This window comes from Bradyrhizobium elkanii USDA 76 (assembly GCF_023278185.1).
Classification (GTDB): domain Bacteria; phylum Pseudomonadota; class Alphaproteobacteria; order Rhizobiales; family Xanthobacteraceae; genus Bradyrhizobium; species Bradyrhizobium elkanii.
Genome location: NZ_CP066356.1, coordinates 5,112,337 through 5,136,241 on the forward strand (window position 1 = coordinate 5,112,337; position 23,905 = coordinate 5,136,241).

The 23,905-nt window shown below is 65.3% G+C and carries 21 protein-coding genes; 9 read left to right on the forward strand and 12 right to left on the reverse strand.

Going from position 1 to position 23,905, the window contains the following annotated elements; translation table 11 throughout:
- Positions 1–108 precede the first annotated feature (108 nt).
- From glpX to JEY66_RS25000, 4 genes are all read right to left on the reverse strand, one after another.
- Positions 109–1,107: a class II fructose-bisphosphatase gene (gene glpX / locus JEY66_RS24985; RefSeq protein WP_026192722.1), complete on the reverse strand. Its 999-nt coding sequence runs from the start codon at positions 1,105–1,107 to the stop codon at positions 109–111.
- A gap of 79 nt (positions 1,108–1,186) precedes the next feature.
- A complete protein-coding gene (locus tag JEY66_RS24990; RefSeq protein WP_018271468.1) occupies positions 1,187–2,506 on the reverse strand; it encodes a homoserine dehydrogenase in 1,320 nt (439 codons plus the stop codon).
- Between the two features lie 38 nt (positions 2,507–2,544).
- Positions 2,545–3,765, reverse strand: a complete 1,221-nt coding sequence (locus JEY66_RS24995; protein ID WP_016842955.1) for an LL-diaminopimelate aminotransferase — start codon at positions 3,763–3,765, stop codon at positions 2,545–2,547.
- 215 nt (positions 3,766–3,980) lie between these two features.
- Positions 3,981–4,256 (reverse strand): hypothetical protein, encoded by a 276-nt coding sequence (locus JEY66_RS25000; protein ID WP_016842954.1) that lies wholly within the window; start codon positions 4,254–4,256, stop codon positions 3,981–3,983.
- 291 nt (positions 4,257–4,547) lie between these two features.
- Here JEY66_RS25000 and JEY66_RS25005 point away from each other — a divergent pair, with 291 nt between their 5' ends.
- Together JEY66_RS25005 and JEY66_RS25010 are read left to right on the forward strand one after the other, a co-directional pair.
- Positions 4,548–6,356 (forward strand): PHA/PHB synthase family protein, encoded by a 1,809-nt coding sequence (locus JEY66_RS25005; RefSeq protein ID WP_018271467.1) that lies wholly within the window; start codon positions 4,548–4,550, stop codon positions 6,354–6,356.
- Positions 6,357–6,429: 73 nt separating this feature from the next.
- Positions 6,430–6,828, forward strand: coding sequence for an MAPEG family protein (locus JEY66_RS25010; protein ID WP_018271466.1), 399 nt, complete (start codon positions 6,430–6,432; stop codon positions 6,826–6,828).
- A gap of 50 nt (positions 6,829–6,878) precedes the next feature.
- Here the strand turns inward: JEY66_RS25010 and JEY66_RS25015 are convergent, their stop codons facing one another.
- The 6 genes from JEY66_RS25015 to JEY66_RS25040 all read right to left on the reverse strand — a co-directional run bounded on the left by JEY66_RS25015 (position 6,879) and on the right by JEY66_RS25040 (position 12,190).
- On the reverse strand, positions 6,879–7,469 hold the full coding sequence (locus tag JEY66_RS25015; protein ID WP_018271465.1) for a class I SAM-dependent methyltransferase: 591 nt from the start codon (positions 7,467–7,469) through the stop codon (positions 6,879–6,881).
- A 14-nt stretch (positions 7,470–7,483) separates the two neighbouring features.
- On the reverse strand, positions 7,484–8,464 hold the full coding sequence (gene argC, locus JEY66_RS25020; RefSeq protein ID WP_018271464.1) for an N-acetyl-gamma-glutamyl-phosphate reductase: 981 nt from the start codon (positions 8,462–8,464) through the stop codon (positions 7,484–7,486).
- A 120-nt stretch (positions 8,465–8,584) separates the two neighbouring features.
- Positions 8,585–9,631, reverse strand: coding sequence for an N-acetyl-gamma-glutamyl-phosphate reductase (argC, locus tag JEY66_RS25025; protein WP_018271463.1), 1,047 nt, complete (start codon positions 9,629–9,631; stop codon positions 8,585–8,587).
- The gene (locus tag JEY66_RS25030; RefSeq protein ID WP_018271462.1) at positions 9,631–10,302 is read right to left on the reverse strand and encodes an FMN-binding negative transcriptional regulator; all 672 of its coding nucleotides are present in this window, start codon (positions 10,300–10,302) and stop codon (positions 9,631–9,633) included. The genes argC (JEY66_RS25025) and JEY66_RS25030 overlap by 1 nt, the downstream gene beginning before the upstream one ends.
- Before the next feature lie 220 nt (positions 10,303–10,522).
- The gene (locus tag JEY66_RS25035; RefSeq protein WP_018271461.1) at positions 10,523–11,512 is read right to left on the reverse strand and encodes an MBL fold metallo-hydrolase; all 990 of its coding nucleotides are present in this window, start codon (positions 11,510–11,512) and stop codon (positions 10,523–10,525) included.
- Between the two features lie 147 nt (positions 11,513–11,659).
- A complete protein-coding gene (locus tag JEY66_RS25040; protein WP_016842946.1) occupies positions 11,660–12,190 on the reverse strand; it encodes a DedA family protein in 531 nt (176 codons plus the stop codon).
- A 185-nt stretch (positions 12,191–12,375) separates the two neighbouring features.
- Between JEY66_RS25040 and JEY66_RS25045 the strand changes: the two genes are divergently transcribed.
- The 4 genes from JEY66_RS25045 to JEY66_RS25060 all read left to right on the forward strand — a co-directional run bounded on the left by JEY66_RS25045 (position 12,376) and on the right by JEY66_RS25060 (position 16,915).
- Positions 12,376–12,744, forward strand: coding sequence for a hypothetical protein (locus JEY66_RS25045; RefSeq protein ID WP_018271460.1), 369 nt, complete (start codon positions 12,376–12,378; stop codon positions 12,742–12,744).
- Positions 12,745–12,870: 126 nt separating this feature from the next.
- Positions 12,871–14,931, forward strand: a complete 2,061-nt coding sequence (gene parE / locus JEY66_RS25050; RefSeq protein WP_018271459.1) for a DNA topoisomerase IV subunit B — start codon at positions 12,871–12,873, stop codon at positions 14,929–14,931.
- A 227-nt stretch (positions 14,932–15,158) separates the two neighbouring features.
- Positions 15,159–15,950, forward strand: coding sequence for an outer membrane protein (locus JEY66_RS25055; RefSeq protein ID WP_018271458.1), 792 nt, complete (start codon positions 15,159–15,161; stop codon positions 15,948–15,950).
- Between the two features lie 194 nt (positions 15,951–16,144).
- Entirely contained in the window at positions 16,145–16,915 is a 771-nt protein-coding gene (locus JEY66_RS25060) for a glucose 1-dehydrogenase (protein WP_018271457.1), read from the forward strand.
- 36 nt (positions 16,916–16,951) lie between these two features.
- Here the strand turns inward: JEY66_RS25060 and JEY66_RS25065 are convergent, their stop codons facing one another.
- Together JEY66_RS25065 and JEY66_RS25070 are read right to left on the reverse strand one after the other, a co-directional pair.
- Entirely contained in the window at positions 16,952–18,196 is a 1,245-nt protein-coding gene (locus JEY66_RS25065; RefSeq protein ID WP_018271456.1) for an FAD-dependent oxidoreductase, read from the reverse strand.
- Between the two features lie 72 nt (positions 18,197–18,268).
- Complete coding sequence (locus tag JEY66_RS25070) at positions 18,269–19,765, reverse strand: caspase family protein (RefSeq protein WP_026192721.1); 1,497 nt, start codon at positions 19,763–19,765, stop codon at positions 18,269–18,271.
- A 230-nt stretch (positions 19,766–19,995) separates the two neighbouring features.
- Here JEY66_RS25070 and JEY66_RS25075 point away from each other — a divergent pair, with 230 nt between their 5' ends.
- From JEY66_RS25075 to JEY66_RS25085, 3 genes are all read left to right on the forward strand, one after another.
- Complete coding sequence (locus JEY66_RS25075) at positions 19,996–20,952, forward strand: helix-turn-helix transcriptional regulator (protein WP_018271454.1); 957 nt, start codon at positions 19,996–19,998, stop codon at positions 20,950–20,952.
- 251 nt (positions 20,953–21,203) lie between these two features.
- On the forward strand, positions 21,204–21,890 hold the full coding sequence (locus tag JEY66_RS25080) for a helix-turn-helix transcriptional regulator (protein WP_244620860.1): 687 nt from the start codon (positions 21,204–21,206) through the stop codon (positions 21,888–21,890).
- A gap of 253 nt (positions 21,891–22,143) precedes the next feature.
- Positions 22,144–23,679 carry a DEAD/DEAH box helicase gene (locus JEY66_RS25085; RefSeq protein ID WP_018271452.1) on the forward strand — a complete coding sequence of 512 codons (1,536 nt, stop codon included), beginning with the start codon at positions 22,144–22,146 and terminating at the stop codon, positions 23,677–23,679.
- The last annotated feature ends 226 nt before the right edge of the window (positions 23,680–23,905 follow it).

Here is a 23,905-nt window from a genome sequence, read left to right on the forward strand (position 1 = left end):
CCCTTTGTTGTTCTTGTTGGCTTGTCATTCCGGGGCGCGCGTGAGCGCGAACCCGGAATCTCGAGTTTCAGGGGCGTTCGAAGGACGCCCCTGGAATGACCGCATGTCTTAGTCGAGGTGGAATTTCTCGAGCTGCCGATGCTCGGCCTTGATGTAGCGCACGGTGCCGGTGACCGAGCGCATCACGACCGTCTCGGTCTCGATCACGTCCTTCTTGAACTTCACGCCGGTCAGCAGCGAGCCGGTGGTGACGCCAGTGGCGGCGAACAGGCAGTCGCCCTTGGCCATGTCCTCGATGCCGTAGATCATCTTCGGATCGGTGACGCCCATCTTGTGCGCGCGCTCGCGCTTTTCCTCGGTGTCGAGGATCAGGCGGCACTGCATCTGGCCGCCGATGCAACGCAGCGCGACCGCGGCCAGCACGCCCTCGGGCGCGCCGCCGGTGCCGATATACATGTCGACGCCGGTCTCATCGGGTTTGGCACAGTGAATGACGCCGGCGACGTCGCCGTCGGTGATGAGCTGCACGGCAGCGCCGGTCGAACGCACGCTGTTGATGATGTCGGCATGGCGCGGACGGTCGAGCACCAGCACGTTGATGGCGCTGGGGTCGACGCCCTTGGCCTTGGCGAGCCGGCGGACGTTGTCGGCCGGCGGCGCGTCGAGCTCGATCACGTTCTTGGCGAAGCCCGGACCGATCGCGATCTTCTGCATGTAGACGTCGGGCGCGTGCAGCAGCGTGCCGCCGTCGGCCATCGCCATCGTGGCGATCGAGCCCGGCATGTTCTTGGCACACAGCGTGGTGCCTTCGAGCGGGTCGACCGCGATGTCGACCTTGGGGCCGGCATTGAGGCCGACCTTCTCGCCGATGAACAGCATCGGCGCCTCGTCGCGCTCGCCCTCGCCGATCACGATGGTGCCCTCGATCGGCAGCTTGTTGAGCTCGCGCCGCATCGCGTCGACCGCGGCCTTGTCGGCGGCCTTCTCCTGGCCGTGGCCGCGCAGCCGCGCGGCCGACACCGCCGCGCGCTCCGTCACGCGCACGATTTCGAGCGTCAGGATGCGCTCGAGCAGCATCTGCGGCGGAACGGAAATATGGGTCGACATCGGCGTACTCCTTAAGCCTCTGGGACAGGCCAGCCTGCCCGCATCAATCGTCTCACGCCCGACCCGTTCAGGCCACGCGCTAGTTTTTCTCGATCCGGATCACCTGCGGCCGGCCGCTGATGACCTTATCGCGCTGCACTGCGGCCAGCGCACGATGCACGGCATCCTCGCTGGTCGCATAGGTAATCAGAATGACCGGGACCGGTGAAGGTTTTTTGGCCGCACCGTTCACATCGACGCCATCGGGGTGCCGTTGCACGATGGATTCCAGAGATATCTTCTGTTCCGCCAGCCGGGTGGCGATTGTTGCGGCAGTGCCTGCAAGATCGCGCGCCATCAGGCGGATATAATAGCCACCCTCATGGCGTTCCATCGGCGCCTTGGTGGTGTCGCGCAACCGCTCCACCGGGCGCCCGAACGGCTTGGCACGGATGCCGCGGGCGACGTCGGCGATGTCGGCGACCACGGCCGAAGCCGTCGCGCCGCCGCCGGCGCCGGGTCCCACCAGCGTGATCGGCGGAATCCCCTCGCCGTCGATCGCGACCGCATTGGTGACGCCCATCACCTGCGCAATCGAGGATGATTTCGGCACCATGGTCGGGTGCACGCGCTGCTCAATGCCCTTTGCCGTGCGCACCGCGACGCCGAGCAGCTTGACCCGGTAACCGAGTTCCGCGGCGGCCTTGAGGTCTTCCGGCGTGATCGAGGAGATGCCTTCGACATAAACCGCGCTTTCCGCGACCTTGGTTCCGAAGGCAAGGCTCGCCAGGATCGCGAGCTTCTGGGCGGTGTCGTGACCATCGACGTCGAACGACGGGTTGGCTTCGGCATAGCCGAGGCGCTGGGCGTCCTTCAGGCATTCCTCGAACGACAGGCCCTCCTGCTCCATCCGGGTCAGGATGTAATTGCAGGTGCCGTTGAGGATGCCGTAGACGCGGTTGACGCTGGTGCCCGCGAGGCCCTCGCGCAGCGTCTTGATCACCGGGATCGCCGCACCGACCGCCGCCTCGAAATTCAGCGCGCCGCCATGCTTCTCGGCGACCGCGGCGAGACGCAGTCCATGCTTGGCGATCAGCGCCTTGTTGGCGGTGACGACCGACTTGCCGGCCTTCAGCGCGGTCTCGATCGCGGACAGCGCAGGATCGCCGGCGCCGCCCATCAATTCGACGAAGCAGTCGATATTGGGATCTTCGGCGAGCGCCTCGGGGCTCTTCGCCCAGGCGATGCCGCGCAGGTCGAGGCCGCGCTTCTTGGCTTTCGAGCGCGCCGTGACCGCGACGACGCGAACGCCGCGGCCGCTGCGCTCGGCCAGCGCCCGTCCTTGTGTTTCGATGAGGCGGACGACATCGGCACCGACGGTGCCGAGCCCCGCTATGCCCACGTTCAGGGGTGCGACCATGGATTTAAGGGACCTGGAGATCAAGTAACCTGGAAGGATTAGCGTCGGTTGGCGAGAGGAACGACGTTGTGCAACGTTTCGATGCCGCTTTCAAGGAAGCGGCGCACGCCGCGCGCGGCCTGCCGGATCCGCTGCTCGTTCTCCACCATCGCAATGCGGACATAGCCCTCGCCATGCTCGCCGAACGCCACGCCGGGCGACACCACGACGCCGGATTTCTCCACCATCAGGGTCGCGAACTGCATGCTGCCGACCGCCTCGAACGCCTTGGGCAGCGGAGCCCAGGCGAACATCGAGGCCTGCGGCGGCGGAATGTCCCAGCCGGCGCGGCCGAATGACTCGACCAGCGCATCGCGGCGCTTGCGGTAGGTGTCGCGCATCTCGCGGATGCAGTCGTCGGGACCGTTCAGCGCCGCGGTCGCCGCCACCTGGACCGGCGTGAACGCACCGTAATCGAGATAGGATTTGACGCGCGCCAGCGCCGCGATGATCCGCTCATTGCCGACCGCAAAGCCCATGCGCCAGCCGGCCATCGAGAACGTCTTCGACATCGAGGTGAACTCGACGGTGACGTCGATCGCACCGGGCACCTGCAGCACCGATGGGGGCGGATTGTTCTCGTCGAAATAGACCTCGGCGTAGGCGAGATCGGACAGGATGAAGATGTCGTGCTTCTTCGCGAACGCGACGAGGTCCTTGTAGAAATCGAGGTCCGCGACATAGGCGGTCGGGTTCGACGGATAGCAGACGATCAGCGCGATCGGCTTCGGGATCGAATGGATGATCGCCCGCTCGACCGCCTCGAAGAACTGCGGCGTCGGCTCCGAGGGCACCGAACGGATCACGCCGCCCGCCATCAGGAAGCCGAACGCATGGATCGGGTAGCTCGGATTGGGGCACAGCACGACGTCGCCGGGCGCCGTGATCGCCTGCGCGACGTTGGCAAAGCCCTCCTTGGAGCCGAGCGTCGCAACCACCTGGGTGTCGGGGTTGAGCTTGACGCCGAAGCGGCGCGCATAATAGGCGGCCTGGGCCTTGCGCAGGCCGTTGATGCCGCGCGAAGCCGAGTAGCGGTCGGTCCGCGGCTTGCCCAGCGTCTCCTTGAGCTTCTCGATCACATGCGGCGGGGTCGGCAGGTCCGGGTTCCCCATGCCCATGTCGATGATGTCGGCCCCGGCGTTGCGCGCGGCCGCCTTGGCCTGGTTGACCTTCTCAAAGACGTAAGGCGGCAGACGGCGAATGCGGTAAAAATCTTCCATGGGACCCTTGCTCCGACAACCGCGATGCCAGAATCGGCCCCCTTGGTCCAGTTTGCGGAAGCCGGCTCGGCCTCTGACAGAAATCGCACTGAATCAGTGACTTAGAGCGAATTCGGGCGCACGATCTGGGGGCTGCGGCCGGATCTGCGGTTGAACTGGATTTCTTTTAGCACGGACACCGGGCGGCGCCAGCGCTGATCGGCCGTTTGTGGGCGCTACTTGCCGCTTTGGGCGGCCGTTGAGGCCTGGCGCGCGCGCGCGGCAATCAGCTCCTGCTCGATCTTGGCCTGGTCCGCCGGCTTGATCGTCGGATCGGCGCGGTCGGGCGGAAGATCATGGACCGGCAGGTAGCCGCCGGCGTCCTTTTCGCGCGCCGGCGCATCGGCCGGCATCGTCATATCGGCGATCGTGCTCGAGCACCCGCTCAGCGCCACCAACGACGCGAGCAGCACTGCGGCCGCGAGCCCCCTGTTCATTCGATCGATCGGCATGCGCCGAATTGTCCCCAACAAGCTAGCGCGCACGTCGCACGTTGCCGACACGGGTCGCACTGGTACGAGCCTTGCAGCGTCCCCGCTGCGTTAATTCCGACTTTAGCGTTTCAAACCATTGTCGCCCGAAACGCTTAAAGCGAGAACACCAAAAGCGACCCCTGAGGCTTCAATATGTCAGAACAAAGATTTTTTGACGCACCGCAACAGGGCGAAACATCGGATTTTGACTGATTTTCATTGCCGCACCGCGCGATGACGCCCTCCAAACGACGCGATATTGTACCTCAGATGAGCAACGTTAGTACCGACACCCCGGCCGCCCCGAAATTCAACGCCGAAGCCTTCGCGATGAACATCGCGCGAGCGATGGAGAGCAGCGGCCAGGCGCTGGCAGCCTATCTCAAGCCGCGCCAGACCGGGGAAGTCCGCGACAAGCCGCCGAACGAGCTCGGTGAGGTCATCAAGACCTTCAGCGTGATCGCCGAATATTGGCTGGCCGACAAGGAACGCGCCTCCTCGCTGCAGATGCAGCTCGGCAAGGATTACCTCGATCTCTGGGGATCGGCCGTGCGCCGCATGGCCGGCGAGGCCGATGCCAAGCCCGCGATCGCGCCGGCCCCGCGCGACAAGCGCTTCCAGGATCCGGAGTGGAAGTCGAATCAGTTCTTCGACTTCATCCTCCAGCTCTATCTGCTGACCGCGAAATGGGCGCAGCAGCTGGTCCACGACGCCGACGGAATCGATCCGCACACCCGCAAGAAGGCCGAATTCTACGTCCAGCAGATCACCAACGCGCTGGCGCCGTCGAATTTCGTGCTGACCAATCCGGAAGTGCTGCGCGCCACGGTCGAGACCAATGGCGACAATCTGGTCCGCGGCATGAAGATGCTGGCCGAGGACATCGAGGCCGGCCGCGGCACCTTGCGGATCCGCCAGTCCGATTCGAGCAATCTCGAAGTCGGCGTCAACATGGCGACGACGCCGGGCAAGGTGATCTTCCAGAACGAGCTGATGCAGCTGATCCAGTATTCGCCGTCGACCGAAAAGGTGCTGCGCACGCCGCTCCTGATCGTGCCGCCATGGATCAACAAGTTCTACATCCTCGATCTGCGCCCCGAGAAATCCTACGTCAAATGGTGCGTCGACCAGGGCATCACGGTGTTCGTGATCTCCTGGGTCAATCCGGACAAGGAGCTCGGCAAGAAGACCTGGGCCGACTACATGACCGAAGGCCCGCTGACGGCGATGGACGTGATCGAGAAGGTCACCGGCGAGATGAAGGTGCACACCGCCGGCTACTGCGTCGGCGGCACCCTCCTCGCCTCGACGCTCGCCTATCTCGCCGAAAAGCGCCGCCAGCGCGTGATGTCGGCGACGTTCTTTGCCGCGCAGGTCGACTTCACCCACGCCGGCGACCTGCTGGTGTTCGTCGACGAGGACCAGATCTCGGCGCTGGAACGCGACATGCAGGAATCCGGCGTGCTCGAAGGCAGCAAGATGGCGATGGCCTTCAACATGCTGCGCTCCAACGACCTGATCTGGTCGTATGTCGTGAACAACTATCTGAAGGGCCAGCCGCCCTCCTCGTTCGACCTGCTGCACTGGAATTCGGACGCGACGCGGATGCCGTCGTCGAACCACTCCTACTACCTGCGCAACTGCTATCTGGAGAACCGGCTGTCGACCGGCACGATGGTGCTCGACAACACGCTGCTCGATCTGTCGAAGGTGAAGGTGCCGGTCTACAACCTCGCGGCACGCGAGGACCACATCGCGCCGGCGGAATCGGTGCTCTACGGCTCGCAGTTCTTCGGCGGCCCGGTGAAATATGTGCTGTCCGGCTCCGGCCACATCGCCGGCGTGGTCAATCCGCCCGCCTCGAAGAAGTACCAGTACTGGACCAACGACAACATCAAGGACATCAAGCTCGCCGATTGGCTGAAGGGCGCCGAGGAACACAAGGGATCGTGGTGGCCCGACTGGCGCGGCTGGCTGGAGAGCCATGATCCGGAGACGGTCCCGGCGCGCATTGTGGGCGCGAACGGGGCGTCGGTGCTCGAGGACGCTCCAGGCAGCTATGTCCGCGTCCGCGCGTAGCGCGAGTTCTTCCGCTCAGCTATAAACAGGCGGTCCCGACGGTCGGGAATCGAATTCACGTGAGGGGGAGACGATGACGCGCGAACTGTTCTGGCTGTCGCTGACGGTGATCCTGACCGGGCTGTTGTGGATCCCCTACATCATCAACCGCTGCCAGGTGCGCGGCCTGTCCGGCGCCATGGGCAATCCCTCGCGTGGCGACAAGCCGCACGCCGAATGGGCCAACCGGCTGATGTTTGCCCACGACAACGCGGTCGAGAACCTCGTGATCTTCGCGCCGCTGGTGTTGATCCTCAACGCCGCCGACTATTCCACCAAATGGACCGTGCTGGCCTGCGCCGTCTACTTCTGGGCCCGCGTCGCGCATGTTGTCGTCTACACGCTCGGCCTGCCGGTGTTCCGCACCCTGGCTTTCACGGTCGGCTTCCTTGCCCAGGCCGTACTGGCGCTCGCGATCTTCAAGGTTCTCTGATCCAGATATTCCCGCCGGTTGCGGCGACAGCCGCGCCGGCGCGGCATCAACTACCCGCTCCTCCGCACCACGATGTGCAGCATCGTCGCGGGCGCCTCGTCAAAGCTCTTGATCTCGCTGGTGTCGGACGAGACTTGCGTCCACGCCCCTGACGCGGCGTAGGTCGCAGCGAGCCAGTCCGCCGCGGGATAATTGTAGTAGCGGCCGATGCTGTCGCGGCCATCGCCATGGCCGATCTTGTAGCTTGCATAGAAAACGCCGCCGGGTTTCAGCGCCCGATGGATGCGGCCGATGATACCGGCCAATTCGTCGCGCGGCACGTGCAGCAGGCACGCGCTGGCCCAGACGCCGTCATAGGCTTCGCGGTCCTCGAGCTCATCGAACAGCATCGCCTCGACGGGATGATTGATGCGGCGCGCCGCGACCTCGGCCATCTCGGGCGACCCGTCGGTCGCACGCAGCACAAAGCCTTCGGCGAGCATGACAGCGGCATGATTGCCGGCGCCGCAGCCGAGTTCGAGGATCGCGCCGCCCGGCGGCAGCAGCTTCAGAAAGCCGATCAGCCGGGTGGACGGGGCTTTCGCCCACCCGGCATAGGCCTCGGCATTGCGCCGATAGAATTGCAGCGTGGCGTCGTCCACGATCCGCGCCGCCGTCAGCTGTCGGACAGCCCGAGCATCAGCCGCATGTTCTGGACCGCGGCACCCGAGGCGCCCTTGCCCAGATTGTCGAGCCGCGCGACCAGCACCGCCTGGTGGTGCTTGTCGCTGGCGAAGACATAGAGCTCGAGCTGGTTGGTCTCGTTGAGCGCCTCGGGCTCGAGCCGCCCGCCCTTGGCGGCCTCGTTCTGCAGCGGCATCACCGAGACATATTTGCTGCCGGCGTACCACTTCGCCAGAACCGCCTGCAGATCGGCCCCATCAGGCTTGCCCGGCAGCGCGTCGAGTTGCAGCGGCACCGAGACCAGCATGCCCTGCCGGTAGTTGCCGACCGACGGGATGAAGATCGGCCTTCGCGTCAGATGCGAGTAGAGCTGCATCTCCGGCACGTGCTTGTGCTCGAAGCCGAGGCCGTAGAGCTCGAAGGCCGGCGCCGAGCCGTCCTCGAAGCTGGCGATCATCGACTTGCCGCCGCCCGAATAGCCGCTCACCGCGTTGACGGTGACGGGATAAGCCGCCGGCAGCAGGCCGGCATCGACGATCGGCCGCAGCAGCGCGATCGCGCCGGTCGGATAGCAGCCCGGATTGGAGACCTTCTTTGCGTTGCGGATCTTGTCGGCCTGGTCGGGCGCGAGCTCGGGGAAACCGTAGGCCCAGTCGGGCGCAACGCGATAGGCCGTCGAGGCGTCGAGCACTTTCGGCGCGGCATTGCCCATGGTGTCGATCAGCGCCACGGTCTCCTTGGCGGCCTCGTCAGGCAGGCAGAGGATCACGAGATCCACCTCCTCCATCAGCGCGCGCTTGGCGCCGGCGTCCTTCCGCTTGTCCTCGGCGATGTGCTTCACCGCAACGTCGCCGATCGAGAGCAGCCGCTCCTGGATGCCGAGGCCGGTCGTGCCGGACGCGCCATCGACGAACACGGTGGCCTTGGTCGCACCGCTCCTGGTTTTCGGCTGGTTGGTGTCGGTGACGGTCATGGCATGGTCCTTTCGAGCTCGTTCGTTTCGTTTAACACATCTGGCCGCGCCTGCGCCGCAAACGGGGATGGGCAGTTGTCCTTAGATTGAGCGCACCCCGCCCACGACAACAACCCCTGCTCATGGAAACAGCGCGATCTGCTCCAGTCCGGTGGTTTCAGGCAAGCCGAACATCAGGTTCATGTTCTGGATCGCCTGTCCGGCCGAACCCTTCACAAGGTTATCGAGCGTCGAGAGCACAATGGCGCGGTTCTTGATCCGGTCGGCGACGACGCCGATCTGAACGTAATTCGAGCCACGCACGTTCTGCGTCTGTGGCAGCACACCCTTCTTCGTCACATATACGAACGGCTCGTTGGCGTAGGCCCTTTCCAGCTCGGCGCGCAAATCGTCCGGCGTAGCCCCATTGAGCCTGACATAGGATGTGCAGAACTCACCCCGCGCCATCGGAATGAGATGCGGGGTGAAGTTCACGGTCACAGCCGAGCCAGCGGCCGCGCCGATCTCCTGCTCGATCTCCGCCGAGTGTCGATGGCTTCCGATCGAATAGGGCGACAACCCCTCGCCGGCCTCGCTGAACAGCGTGTTCTGCTTCAGTCCGCGTCCGGCGCCGGTGACGCCCGACTTTGCGTCGATGATAATGTCGTCGACGTCAATCAGCTTTGCCTTCGCCAGCGGAACAAGCGCCAGCAGCACAGCCGTCGGATAGCAGCCGGGACAGGCCACCAGCCGCGCGGCCGTGACCTTCTCCCGGTAGAGCTCGGTCAGCCCATAGACAGCCTCGTCCTGCAATTCGAGCGCCCGGTGCTCATGGCCGTACCATTGCGCGTAGCTGTCCTTGTCGCGCAGCCGGAAATCCGCGGACATATCGAGGATCTTGATTCCGGGATTGGTCTTCAGCACCGCGGCGATGATCTCTTGCGTCGTCCCGTGCGGCAGTCCGCAGAACACGGCATCGAGCCGAGTCCAGTCGACCTTTTCCCATTCCACGAGTTTTGGCAGGTGGAGCATGAAGAAGTGAGGAAACACCTCGCTCATCGCCTTGCCGGCATGGGTGTTGGCGGTAAGCGCGGTGATTTCGGCGTTCGGGTGCCGCGCCAACAGGCGCACCGCGTCGGCGCCAGTGTAGCCGGACGCGCCCAAGATGCCGATTTTCTTCTTCGTCATTACTCGCTCCTCGGAAGCGCAGTCGTCTCGGCCTGTATCATCGCGAAAGCCTGCGGGCGCACCTCGCGCATCAAAGCCGCGATGCGCCGGGCGCCGGCTTCGGCCTGCAATGCGAGCGTGTTGCCGACCGCCGCGAAATCGGTTTCGGACTTGTGCTGGTTCAGCTTGAAGCTGCCCTCCACCTCTTCCACCATCATCTCGAGGCCCACGATGGCCTTCTTCATTGCTTCCAGCCGCGCGGCGGTCATCTTGCCCGACACCCACGGCTTTTTCGGCAGCAGCCGGTCCTCGAACTTGGCGCTCAGTGCGTCGATCTGAACGGCAAGCTCCTCATCCGACAACCTCCGCACCGGCCCGGTCAGATGCACCGCCTGATAGAGCCAGGTCGGCACCTGATCGGGTGACACGTACCAGTCCGGCGAAACATAGGCGTCGGCGCCGTTGACGGCCAGCAGCCAGGACGTGGCACCCGCCAGCTTTATCAGCGGATTGTGACGGGCGACATGAAACAACGCCCGCGGTGTGCCGTCAGCGGCATAGGTCAGATAGAACGGCAGTGCTGAGGCGATCGGCTTGCCGCCGTCCCACGCGCAGGCGATGCCGAAACCGCGCGCTTCCGCGAAGGCAAGGCTCGCGGCGCGGTCAGGCCTGAAGGGCGGTGGCGTATACATGATCGATGCTCCTGCATGACGAAGGAGCCGCCAGATCGAACCGCGTGTCTTTTTCAGGAGAGCGCCGCGGGATCAGGTCCGGCGGCAGAGGCGATGGTCTTAAACGCGAGCGACCGCCCATACCGCGATAATGCGGCGGCGGCGGGCAATGATGATGGTCGCGGCGTTGATCATGGGCGCGGCTATAAGGCCGCGCCCCCCTGACGTCAAGAAAAACCGTTCAGATCGCCGGATTCCACGGTGCCGGCACGACGCGATAGCCGCTGCCGTCCTTCACCACATGGCCGAGGCCCGGGAACGGATAGTGGAAGCCCTGCACCTGGAGCCGCTCGGCAACCACCATGTCGTAGATGCGGCGGCGGGTCTTCTCCGCCACGTCGCCGTCCTGGTCGAAGAACGCATGCCAGCCGGGGTTGGTCGCGAACAGGTTCGGATTGTTGGTGACGTCGGACTGGATGAAGACCTTGTCCGGGCCCGAGGCCAGCACGTAGGAGGTGTGGCCCGGCGTGTGGCCGACGGTCTCGACCGAGGTCAGGCCCGGCGCGATCTCCTTGCCCCACTCGTAGGGCGTGACCTTCTTCTTCAGGCCGGCCTCGAAGATATTGCGGTTGTTCTTGAACAGGCCCTGCATGCGGCCGGCCGGCGCCCGGCTCATCTCGCCGTCGTCCATCCAGAACTTCCACTCGGTCGCCGGCACCAGCACCTCGGCATTCGGGAATGCCGGCGTGCCTTCGGCGGTCAAGAGGCCGTTTACGTGGTCGCCGTGGAAGTGCGAGATCACGACCATGTCGACATTCTTGGGATCGAAGCCGGCGGCGACGAAATTGTCGGCGAACAGGCCATTGGCGCCCTTCGTGCTGGCCTTCGCCAGCGCGCCATTGCCGGTGTCGATCACCACCAGCTTGCCGCCGGTGTTGAGCACCAGCGGCGCGAACCAGATCGTCATCATGTCGCGCGGCATGAACGCCTTCTCCAGCGCCGCGTTGACGTCGTCCCGCTTCGCATTGGGGATGAAGGAGTCTTCGAGCTTGAAGACGTTCTTGCCGTCGGACACCACGGTGACGAGGATGTCACCGACCTTGTAGCGGTAGAAGCTCGGTGCCTGCTTGTCGGCCGCGGGCGCTGCGGCAGCCGCAGGAACGGCCGATAGCAACGGTGCAGCGGCGATGCCGGCAGCGCCGGCGAGAGCGTGACGTCGTGTCAATTCCATGTGTTGTCCTCCCAGTGAAACGGCGCCCGGTGAATTCGCGCTTGGTGAGCGCGGTTGTATCAGCGTTTCGATGCTCGCGCGATGACGGCGGCGCGAGCGGTTGTCCTCCCGCTTAACCCCTGCCCGACGGCCTTATTCCGGAGCTTGCTACACCACCCGCCACACCCACTCGATGGCATGCGCAATGACGTCGCCGAACAGCAGCAGCGCCGCCGACCAGACCAGGGCGGAGACGAAATTGGCGATCTGGAATTGCCAGTACGACATCTCGAAAATGCCGGCCGCAAGCGGCACCGAGGCGCGCAGTGGACCGAAGAAGCGGCCGATGAAGATGCTGGGCACGCCCCAACTCTTCACGAAGGCCTCCCCGCGCGGCAGGATCTCCGGGTAGCGCGACAGCGGCCACATCTGCGCGACCTGCTCCTTGTAGCGATAGCCGAACCAGTATGAGAGCCAGTCGCCGAGTGCGGCGCCGACGCCGCCCGCGATCCAGATCGGCCAGAAGCTGATCCCGCTGACGCCGATCAGGGCGCCGATCGCGACCAGCGCGCCCCAGGCTGGAACCAGCAATGAAATGAAGGCGAGCGATTCAGCGAACGCCAGCAGCATGACGATCGGAGCGGCCCAGGCCTGATGGTGCCGCACGAATTCGGCCAGGGCCCGCGCAAGGTCTTCCATCTCGTCGTGTGCCTTCCCGCTCCGTTGAACCTCGAATGAACCTTTCTAGCGGCACGCAGCCTAAGAACAGGTAAGCCAGCCGATTGCGTGACATCAAGTCACAAAGGCGGGGATCGAGCGTGATTTCCCGTAAGGCCCCTGAGGTCCAGGTTGGCATCTCCCTCACAAGAAAAAGGAATTACTGGATGATCGGATCGCTGATGATGTGCGTGAGCGTTCTCGTCCTGCTGTTCGGAATGCTCGCGGGCATCGCCATGGGTATCCAGCACGACTTCACGTTGGGACCGGCGCATGCGCATCTCAATCTGGTCGGCGGCGTGCTGCTGTTCCTGTTCGGCCTCTACTACCGGCTGGTGCCGGAAGCGGGCAGCATGCTGCTCGCCAGGATCCAGGGCTGGCTGCACATCGTCGGCGGCGTCCTGTTTCCGGCCGGCGTGGCCGCCGTGCTGCTGAAGGGACCGTCGTTCGAGGCAGCGCCGATCGTCGGGTCACTGCTGGTGGTCGCCGCCATGGCCCTGTTCACGGTCGTTGTATTCCGCACCTCGCAGGCGTAATCGCGGTTTCCTATCTATGGGGATGGCCGGGCTCCAGGGTGCGGCCGTCCCCATAGGCAGCCCATCCGTGGCATAGTCAGAGCAACCGATTCGCCGCGCCGTGACCGGCGCGCCACTTGAAGAACCATGGCCAAGTCATTGAAGTCGAACGTCAAAAGTAAATCTGCCGACGATCTGTTCGGAGCCCCGGAACCGAAGGGACGCGCCCCGGCGAAGGCCGCTTCGCGATCCGCTGGAAGCGCCGAAGCCGGCTATACGGCGGCTGACATCGAGGTGCTGGAGGGGCTGGAACCGGTCCGCCGGCGCCCCGGCATGTATATCGGCGGCACCGACGAGAAGGCCCTGCACCACCTGTTCGCCGAGGTCATCGACAACTGCATGGACGAGGCGCTGGCCGGCCACGCCACCTTCATCGACGTGGAGCTGACCGCCGACGGCTTCCTGACCGTGACCGACAATGGCCGCGGCATTCCGGTCGACCCGCATCCGAAATTCCCGAAGAAGTCGGCGCTCGAAGTCATCATGTGCACGCTGCACTCGGGCGGCAAGTTCGACTCCAAGGTCTATGAGACCTCGGGCGGCCTGCACGGTGTCGGTGTCTCCGTGGTCAACGCTCTCTCCTCGCGGCTCGAGGTCGAGGTTGCGCGCAGCGGGCAGTTGCATCGCATGACCTTCGAGCGCGGCCATCCCAAGGGCAAGCTCGAAGACCTCGGCAAGGTCAACAACCGCCGCGGCACGCGCATCCGCTTCAAGCCGGACACCGACATTTTCGGCGCCAAGGCGGCTTTCAAGCCGCAGCGTCTGTTCAAGATGACGCGCTCGAAGGCCTATCTGTTCGGCGGAGTCGAGATTCGCTGGCACTGCGACCAGGAGCTATTGAAGGGCGTCGAAGACGTCCCGGCGGAAGCCAAATTCCACTTCCCCGGCGGCCTGAAGGATTATCTCGCCGCGGCGATCCACGCCGACACGCTGGTGCATCAGGATATCTTCTCCGGCAAATCCGGCCGCAGCGGCGCCCATGGCGCCTGCGAATGGGCGGTGGCCTGGACTGCCGATGCCGACGGCTTCCTGTCGTCCTACACCAACACGGTGCCGACGCCCGACGGCGGCACGCATGAATCCGGCCTGCGCAGTGCACTGCTGCGCGGCCTGAAGGATCACGCCGAACGCGCCGGCCAGGGCAAGCGCGCAGCCTCCATCACCTCGGAAGACGTGATGGTGGGCGCGGCCGTGATGCTCTCGGTGTTCGTGCGCGAGCCTGAATTCCAAGGCCAAACCAAAGACCGGCTCGCCACCGCCGAAGCGCAGCGCATCGTCGAACAGGCGATGAAGGACCCGTTCGACCACTGGTTGTCAGGCAATCCGAACCAGGCCAACCGGCTGCTCGACTTCGTGATCGATCGTGCCGAGGAGCGGCTTCGCCGCCGCCAGGAAAAGGAGACCGCGCGCAAGACCGCCGGCAAGAAACTGCGTCTGCCCGGCAAACTCGCCGACTGCTCCGACGCCGGCACCGAAGGTTCCGAGCTCTTCATCGTCGAAGGTGACTCGGCCGGCGGCAGCGCCAAGCAGGCGCGCGACCGCAAGACGCAGGCCGTGCTTCCGCTGCGCGGAAAAATCCTCAACGTTGCCTCCGCCGGCAAGGACAAGCTGACCGCCAACGCGCAGCTCTCCGACCTCGTGCAGGCGATCGGCTGCGGCACGCTCGCGCATTACCGCGAAGAGGATCTGCGCTACCAGCGCATCATCATCATGACCGACGCCGACGTCGACGGCGCGCACATCGCATCGCTCCTGATCACCTTCTTCTACCGGCAGATGCCGCGGCTGATCGACGAAGGGCATCTCTACCTGGCGGTTCCGCCGCTCTACAAGCTGAAGCACGGCACCAAGTCGATCTACGCCCGCGACGACGCGCACAAGGATGAGCTGCTGAAGAGCGAGTTCAACGCCAACGCCAAGGTCGAGGTGAATCGCTTCAAAGGCCTCGGCGAGATGATGCCGGCCCAGCTGAAGGAAACCACGATGGATCCGGCCAAGCGCACGCTGCTGCGCGTGGTGCTGCTGGCCGACGATCGCGAGGGCACCGCCGACTCGGTCGAACGGCTGATGGGAACCAAGGCCGAAGCCCGCTTTGCCTTCATCTCCGACAAGGCCGAATTCGCCAGCGACGACCTGCTCGACGTCTAGGCCCAACCGATTGATCTGAAATGAGTTTCCGGCCGCCTCCAGATTGGGGGCGACCGTTGTCATTCGCCCTTTCGGAGAGCCCCGGCGGCTTCGTTTTCGGCCCGTTGTGTCTCACCAGCAACAGCATTTCCGGCGGAACCACGTATAGTTCGACCATGAGTTTCGGGAATCGGTGCCAGCGCACACCCCTGAGCGACCTGATCGAACGCTAAGTCGAGGATTTGGATATGAAGAAGATTTTGCTCGCTCTGACCGCGGTTGCTGCGATGACGGCATCGGCGTCGGCTGCTGATCTGGCCGCCCGCCCCTACACCAAGGCGCCTGCCCCGGTTCCGGTCGCTCCGAGCTGGACCGGCTCCTACATCTTCGGCGGTGGCGGCGGCGGCGTCTGGGATGCTGACACGGGCGTCCAGTCGACCGTCACGGGTGCGCCGATCCTCGGCTTCAACCAGCGCCAGGGCGGCGATGGCTGGTACGGCACCGTCGGTGCCGGTTACGACTGGCAGACCGCCAACAGTTGGGTCATCGGCGTGTTCGCCGACGGTCAGTTCGGCAGCCTGAAGGGCACCATCCAGGATCAGGGTCCGTTCGTCGCCGGCAACATCAAGAACGACTACAGCTGGGCGGCTGGTGCGCGCCTCGGCTACCTGATCGCGCCGAACGTCCTGTCCTACGTCAACGCCGGTTACTCCAGCTCGCACTGGAAGGGCACCACGCTGTTCAACACCGCGACCGCGCTTCCCTCGGGTCTGCACACCAACGACTTCGATCGCGGCGGCTGGTTCGTCGGCGGCGGCGTCGAGAACAACCTGAACATCTTCGGCATCACCGCGCCGGGCTGGTTCATGAAGACCGAGTATCGCGCCGCTTACTACGACAACAAGAACATCTCGGAGCTGGTCGACGGCACCAACATCTCGAACGGCCGCGACATCACCTTCAAGCCGCTTGTCCAGACCATCAGCACCTCGCTGGTCTACCGCTTCAACTGGACCGGTCCGGTTGTCGCCAAGTACTGAGCTGCGCACTGATCCCTGCTGAAATAGCAGAGCAAAAGCCCCGGCATTGTCCGGGGCTTTTTTGTTGCCCGAACAGCTTCGCGAACAGGCCTGCGCGCCCGCCGGCGCAGGGCGGACCGGCTGTGGCCGATCTGGTCAGCGCCGTGACGATCAGGCACTCTCGCGCCCGGTTCAAACCTCAGCGGACAACAACAATGAAAAACGGACAGTTTGATCTCTCGGGCCGGGTCGCCATCGTCACCGGCGGCAATGGCGGCATCGGGCTTGGCATGGCGCGCGGCCTGGCGGACGCCGGCGCGGCGGTTGCCGTGGTCGGCCGCAACGAGGCGAAGTCGAAGGACGCCGTCGAGGATCTCGGCAAGCGCGGCGCCAAGGCGATCGCGGTGGCAACCGACGTGACCGACAAGGCCGCCGTTGCGGCCATGGTCGAACGGGTCGTTCGCGAGCTCGGCCGGATCGACATTCTCGTCAACAACGCCGGCATGAGCATCCGCAAGCCTCCGCACGAGCTCGAGCTGGAGGAATGGAGCAAGGTGATCGACACCAACCTCACCAGCGCGTTCATGTGCTCGAAGGCGGCCTATCCCGCGCTCAAGGCGTCGGGCCACGGCAAGATCATCAACATCGGCTCGATGATGTCGATCTTCGGTGCGAGCTTCGCTGCGGCCTATGCCGCGAGCAAGGGCGGCATCGTGCAGTACACCCGCGCCTGCGCCAACGCCTGGGCTCCCGACAACATCCAGGTCAACGCCATCCTGCCCGGCTGGATCGATACCGACCTGACCAAAGGCGCGCGCCAGCAGGTCGCCGGGCTGCACGAGCGTGTGCTTGCGCGCACGCCGGCGGCACGCTGGGGGGCGATCGACGACTTCGCAGGCATCGCCGTGTTCCTGGCCTCACCGGCGTCGGACTTCGTCACCGGCACCGCGATCCCCGTCGACGGCGGCTATTCGGTGATGGCCTGAAAACACGCGCGCTCTTCCGGTCGCGCGACGCGCAGTTCAGCCCGCGGCCGGCGAATGCACGTGCTCCGGGCGCACGCCGATGGCGACCAGACGTGCGGTGAGACCCTGCAGCCAGGGCATTGCCGTGATCAACCGCAGCGCCAACGGCACCGGCTGATCGCCCGCCTTCAGCGCCGCGCTGATGATGTTGTTCTGCGCAATCACCTGCATGCGCTGCGTCACGCGCACCGGGAATTCGCGGCGTCGCCGCACCGCATCGAGCTCGTCTTCCGACGGCACGCCGTGAACGAGCTTCGCCGCCAGGATGTTGGCGGTCGCGACGGCATCCTGCACCGCGAGGTTGACGCCGACGCCGCCGATCGGCGACATCGCATGCGCGGCGTCGCCGATGCAGAGCAGGCCGGGACGGGTCCAGCGTGTCAGGCGATTGATCGCAACCGTGAGCAGCTTGACGTCGTCAAAGCTCTTCACGTCGGCAATGCCGGCCTTGAGGATCGGCGCCAGGTGCAGCACGTCGTCGAGCAGCGCCGGCAATCCCCTCGCCTTCACGGCCTTGTATTGGCCCTTGGCGATCACATAGGCACATTGCCAGTAGTCGCCGCGATCGAACGTCACCATCATCTTGCCGTGCTCGACGCGGGCGAACAAATTCTCGGTCTCATCCGGACGCCGCCCGACGCGAAACCACAACACGTCCATCGGCGCGCCGATCTCCTCGACGTCGAGGCCGGCGCGCTCGCGCACGATCGAATGACGTCCGTCGCAGCCGATGGTGAGATCCGCTTCTATCTCGACCGGGCCATCGGGCGTGTTCGCGCGCACGCCCGCGACAGCATCGCCCCGCCGGATCAGATCGGTCGCCTCGGCCTTCATCAGCACCTTCAGCGAAGGGAAGCGACTGCCGCTCTCGCGCAGGAAATTGAGGAAGTCCCACTGCGGCATCATCGCGATGAAGGGATATTTGACGCTGAGGCGACGGAGGTCGGCGATCCGCACCGAGGTGCCGCCGAACATGCCGTCGAGCGTCTGAATGTCCCGATGCGGCAGCTTCAGGAAGCCGTCGATCAGGCCGAGCTCGTCCATCACCTGCAGGGTCGACGGATGCACGGTGTCGCCGCGGAAGTCGCGGAAGAAGTCGGCGTGCTTCTCCAGCACCACGACATCGACCCCGGCGCGTCCGAGCAGATAGCCAAGCATCATGCCGGCCGGCCCGCCGCCGACCACGCAGCAGCGGACCCTGATCTGACGCGTGTCCGGCTCTGCCGGATTGCCTGCATCCATGATGCCGTCCTCACCGCTGCCTCGCCCTTCAGGACCCGATTGTAACGCGGATCTGGCGGCAAGGATGCAAGGCTATCGCCTGAAGGTCTTGATTTCCGACACGCTGCCGTCGCGATAGGTCAGCTCGACCGAGACCGCCTTGGTCTGCGGCGCCAGCTTCAGATAGGGCTGCGCGTCGGACGGGATCGCGCTGGGATCGCGCGAATTGCAGGGTGGCATCTTCAGGGCCTTGTCCGGCACCGCGGTGTCGATGCCGATGCGCACCTCGCGGATCGCGCAGCGATACGACATCAGGTGCGTATAGTAGACCAGCAGCCCGTTGAACTCGCGGAACGACAGCCAGCTGGTCGCGGTCATGTCGAGGATCTTGCGCTGGTCGCGGATCAGCGCGGCGTCGGGATCGAACTTGATCGGGAACGGCCCCTGCATCGTGCCTTGCGTATCGACATAGCGAATCTCGATCGTGGCGGCCGGCGCATCGGCCGGCAGTTCGACCGACGGATTGGGCATCCGCTTGCGCGTGCGCGGATCGAGCGTGTCGATGAAGCCGGTTTCGCGGAAATCGCCGCTGTCGCCGATCCGCCAGGAAATCCCGAGCGTCGGATCGGCGATCGAGAACACCACGGTCCAGCCGCCATTGTGCCGCGAGAAGCTCGCGATCGGCGCGTTGATCGAATCCTCCTTCGGCAACTTCGGCACCGCGACCGGCGGCAGCGCGGCCACCTGCTGCGGCGGCGCGGACGGCTTGGCCGCCTCGGCCTGCCCCTTGGCGATCCCGTTCAGGAAGACGTCGTCGACCATCTGGTCGAAATAGACCGGGATCTGCTTGTGCTTCACGGTCTCGGCCATCTCGCTGACCAGGCGCCGCGTGCGCTGCGCGACCTGCACGAGATTCTCGCCGGGCTGCAGCAGCTCCCTGGCGAAGGTCCGCGTGAATACCGAATTGGGATTGGCGTCATCGTTCGAAAGACGGTCGAGCGCGGTCTGGCGCGGCCCCGCCGAGAACACCGAGAACACGCCCTCCGGCAGCTGCGTCATCGGCGCGAGGCCGCCGCCGCCGGCGACCGCGCGTGTGCCGGCGCGCTCGAACGGATTGTTGCGGCAGGCGTCGAACACCAGGATCGAGCTCCGCGCCTTCTTGTTCTGCAAGCGCTCGACGATGCGGTCGGCGAGAACAGAGGCGTCGCGCACCAATTCCTCCTGCCCTTCGGTGGCGGCCGGGACGTCGGTCGGCAGCAGGAAATTCTGGCCGGCGATCTCGAAGCCGTGACCGGCATAGAAGAAGAACGCGGTATCGCCGGGTTCCACGGCACGGTCGAACGCGAGCAGCGTTTCGGAGAACGCCTGCCGATTGAGGTTCTCGGCCACCATGACGCTGAAGCCGAGCTGCTTCAGCGTGTCGCCCATGGTGCGGGCGTCGTTGACCGCCTTCTGCAGCCTGGGCACGTTCCTGTAGTCATTGTTGCCGATCACCAGCGCGACGCGCTTTTCGGCCTGGGCGGGTGCGGCCGATGCGACAAATGCAACTGCCCAAAGGATCGCCGAAAGTCTCGAAAGCCAGCTCTTCATCCCGTTTTCCCGCCTGCACGACAAATGCGCCGCCCGTACGACCGCCGCCTGATAGTCGGACCAGCCGCTTGGCCGGTTCAAGGCCGGCCGCGGACGGCCGTTGCGGCCGGCCACGCCAGGCCGAAATGAGGGGGCCGATCCGTCTTAGGTCAAGTTTCTTTTTACGGCCCGCGTGATAGATTCGTGTTTCCATCCGGCTCGAGCTCTCCGCACGTCGCAACGGCTTTTCCGTGCACACATGGTCTACTGATCAGGTCGATCCCAAGGATCGCTTCGACTATTGGCGCGAGGTCCGCGCCAAGGGGCTGTTCGGCGTCACCGCCGAGCTGGAAGCCGACCGGCGCCGCGACTTCTTCGGCGAGTTCTCGCTGCGCAAGCTCGGCGATGCCGGGCTGGTCGAGCTGCGCGCCTCGCCGTACCGCGTCGAGCGGCGCACGGGCGACATCGCCGACGCGGCCAGCGACAGCCTGTGCATCTACCAGCAGCTTGGCGGCGGCGGCTGGTTCGGCGGCGCGCGGCTCGATGAATTCGCGGTCCGCGATGGCATGTTCGCGACCAGCTATTCGGACCTGCCCTATCGCACGGTCCCCCTGCACGACGACGGCTTCCACCTGCGCATCATCAAGGTCCCGGTGGCGAACATCGTCCCGCCGGGCGCCGAGCTCGGCGAACTCGTCCCCAGGCCCGTGCAGGATGAGACCGCGCTGCGGACCCTGCTGGAGTCATGCTTCCGCGACCTCATCGAAAGCAGCGATGCCATCGCTGCGGCGGGCACGGCTCCGACGGTGCACGCGCTGGCCCATATCGCGCTGATCGAGCGCGGCATCATGCGGCCGAAGAGCCGACTCGCGCAGCAGGCCTTGCGAACCGCCCATTTGTCGCTGGCCCGCCGCCTGATCCGGCGCCATCTAGCGCGTGCGGCGCTGTCGCCAACCCTGATTGCCGGCCTGCTCGGCATCTCGGTGCGTCACCTGCACATCCTGTTCGAGGGGACCGAGATGAGCTTCTCGGAGACCGTCACCGCGCTCCGGCTCGAGCAGAGCCGCCGCCTGCTCCGCGAGCAGCCGAGGCAAACGATCGCCGAGGTCGCCTTTGCCTGCGGCTTCGAGAGCCTTGCGACGTTCTACCGCCTCTTCAATGCATCCGAGTCCATGACGCCGGGCGACTACCGCGCGCAAACGGCCTGAGCGCCCGTCCCAACTGGCCGGGACACCGCGCTCGCAATTTGCGTAGCTCGGCCGCGCGCCCTTCACCGCCTTGAATTTCACACCGCCGCGCGATCCGACCTTCGCTGTACCGAAGTGATCAGCCTGCGTGCGTTGAGAAGATATTTTCCGGCCGTTTCGCCAGAACCATTGCGGCGCTTCGTCCGGGTTCGGCACAGCAAATTTCCTTACCGGCGACGCGCGCTCTCATGCGGAGCGAGGGATCAGTCACGATGCGCGGTAAGCAAGGGGATCACAGCCAGGAAACGCCAGGCGCGACGCGCATTCCTCTCGATGCCGCGGACCTGCGGGCGGATCAAATCCCGGCATCTGAGCCTGCCCGTCAGGGCTCACCGGCGACCGGCAATCGCGGCTGGGCGCCGCTGCTCGAAGCCTGTCTCGCCGACTTCAAGGAGGCCACCGAGGCCGGTGATACCGCGAGCATTCCTGCGCTGGTCAAGATCGTGGCGGACCTTGCGCTGATCGAGCGCGGCGCGATCAGGCCGGGCAGCCGCCGCGCGCAGCAGGCGCTACGCGTCGGCCGGCTCAGCCTCGCGCGCCGCCTGATCACGCGCCACCTGGCAAAGCCAGCGCTGTCGCCGGGGATGGTCGCCGAGATGCTCGGCGTCTCGGTGCGCTACCTGCACGTCCTGTTCGAAGCGACCGGAGCGAGCTTTTCGCAGACCGTCACCGCCCAGCGCCTCAACGAGAGCCGACGGCTGCTTTGCGAGAAGCCGGCGCGGCCGATCGCTGATATCGCATTCACTTGCGGGTTCGGCAGCCTCGCCACCTTCTACCGGATCTTCAGCGCATCCGAAGGCCTGACGCCCGGCGAATTCAGGATGAAAAACAGCGCGGAAGCCCCCGCGGCGGCCTCGCCGTCCGGGGCGGGGGTCGTGATTCATTTGACCGCCAAATGACGAAAAAGACGCATACTTCAGCCAAAACGTTAAGCTTTTTGGGCTATCCGGCCGGTTCCAAGATTGACTTTACCGGTTTCGCCCCTATGTTGCGAGGCAACGCGGCCCTCGGATCGAAACGCGATTCGTCAGGTTTGCCGTCCGTCAGCGTTAGTCAGAGCCCCCGAGCTTTATAGAAAAGCGAGCCGTTTCGGGGCCGAACGCGACAGCCTTTTACCTTCGATTCCGAACGGCGGTTTCGACCAGAGGCTCAATGTCTTTTTCCAATCTAGGCCTGTCCGATAAGGTCCTCGCCGCTGTTGCGGCTACCGGTTACACCACCCCCACTCCCATCCAGGAACAGGCAATCCCGCACGTTCTCGCGCGGCGCGACGTCCTCGGCATTGCCCAGACCGGCACCGGCAAGACCGCTGCCTTCGTTCTCCCGATGCTCACGATCCTCGAGAAGGGCCGCGCCCGGGCACGGATGCCGCGCACCCTGATCCTCGAGCCGACCCGCGAGCTCGCCGCGCAGGTGAAGGAGAACTTCGACAAATACGGCGCCGGCCAGAAGCTCAACGTCGCCCTGCTGATCGGCGGCGTCTCGTTCGGCGACCAGGACTCCAAGCTGATGCGTGGCGTCGACGTCCTGATCGCAACACCCGGCCGCCTGCTCGACCACACCGAACGCGGCGGACTGCTGCTCACCGGCGTCGAGTTGCTGGTGATCGACGAAGCCGACCGCATGCTCGACATGGGCTTCATCCCCGACATCGAGCGCATCTGCAAGCTCGTCCCGTTCACGCGGCAGACCCTGTTCTTCACCGCGACGATGCCGCCGGAAATCAGCCGCATCACCGAGACCTTCCTGCACAACCCGGCCCGGATCGAGGTCTCCAAGCCCGCGACGACCGCGGTGACCGTGACCCAATCCCAGGTGCCCGCGGGCCGCGAGCCGCACGAGAAGCGCGAGATCCTCCGCCGCCTGCTGCGCGATGCCAAGGACCTCAACAACGCGATTATCTTCTGCAATCGCAAGCGCGAAGTCGCCGTCCTTCACAAGTCACTGCAGAAGCACGGCTTCAGCGTCGGCGCCCTGCATGGCGACATGGACCAGAGCGCCCGCATGGCCGCGCTTGATCAATTCCGCAAGGGCGAACTGCCTCTCTTGGTGGCCTCCGACGTCGCCGCCCGCGGCCTCGATATTCCCGCCGTCAGCCACGTCTTCAACTTCGATGTGCCGCATCACCCCGACGACTACGTCCATCGCATCGGCCGCACCGGCCGCGCCGGTCGTACCGGTACCGCGATCTCCATCGTCACGCCGCTCGACAGCAAGTCGATAGCCGCGATCGAGAAGCTGATCGGCCAGCAGATTCCGCGCACCGAGGGCGACTACTCCGTTCACAGCGAAGCCTCCGACGAGGACGCCGCGCCGCGCCGCTCGCGTGGCCGCGAAGGTTCGCGCGATGGTGCCCGCGGCGGCCGCAAGCCGCGCCGTGAGCGCGAGGCGCGCCACGGTGAGCGCGAGGCGCGCCACGGTGAGCGCGAGGCGCGCCACGGTGAGCGCGAGCCGCGCCACGGTGAACGCGAAACGCGTCACGAGCGGGAGCCCCGCGAGGAGCGTGCGGCGAAGCCGGAGCGTGAACCGCGCCACGGCCGCAATTCGGCTCCGCAGGCCGCGCCGTCGCACGTGCCGTCGATCGGACGTGCCGAGCCACGGCGGCCGCAGCGCGAGGTGGACCACGAGCCCGCCGATCATTCGCACCTGCCCGCCTTCCTGCTGCGACCTGTGCGCGCACGCGCGTAAGGCCTGCTCCGATGCCGCCGCGCCAGCGGCGGCGGTAGTCCAGGCAAGCTCTGTTGCCACCCGCGACCGGCGCACGCGCTGATCCGCAGCGTTTGAAGCAAATGCGTGCAGTCGCGCATCGCAGTTGCGAGCAAACGAAAAGCGTTCGAAAGTGGCGCTCAAGGCGGATAAAGATCGGGCGCGCCGCATGGTCGTCGCAGCCGGCTTCCCCGTAGTTCCACTGTTT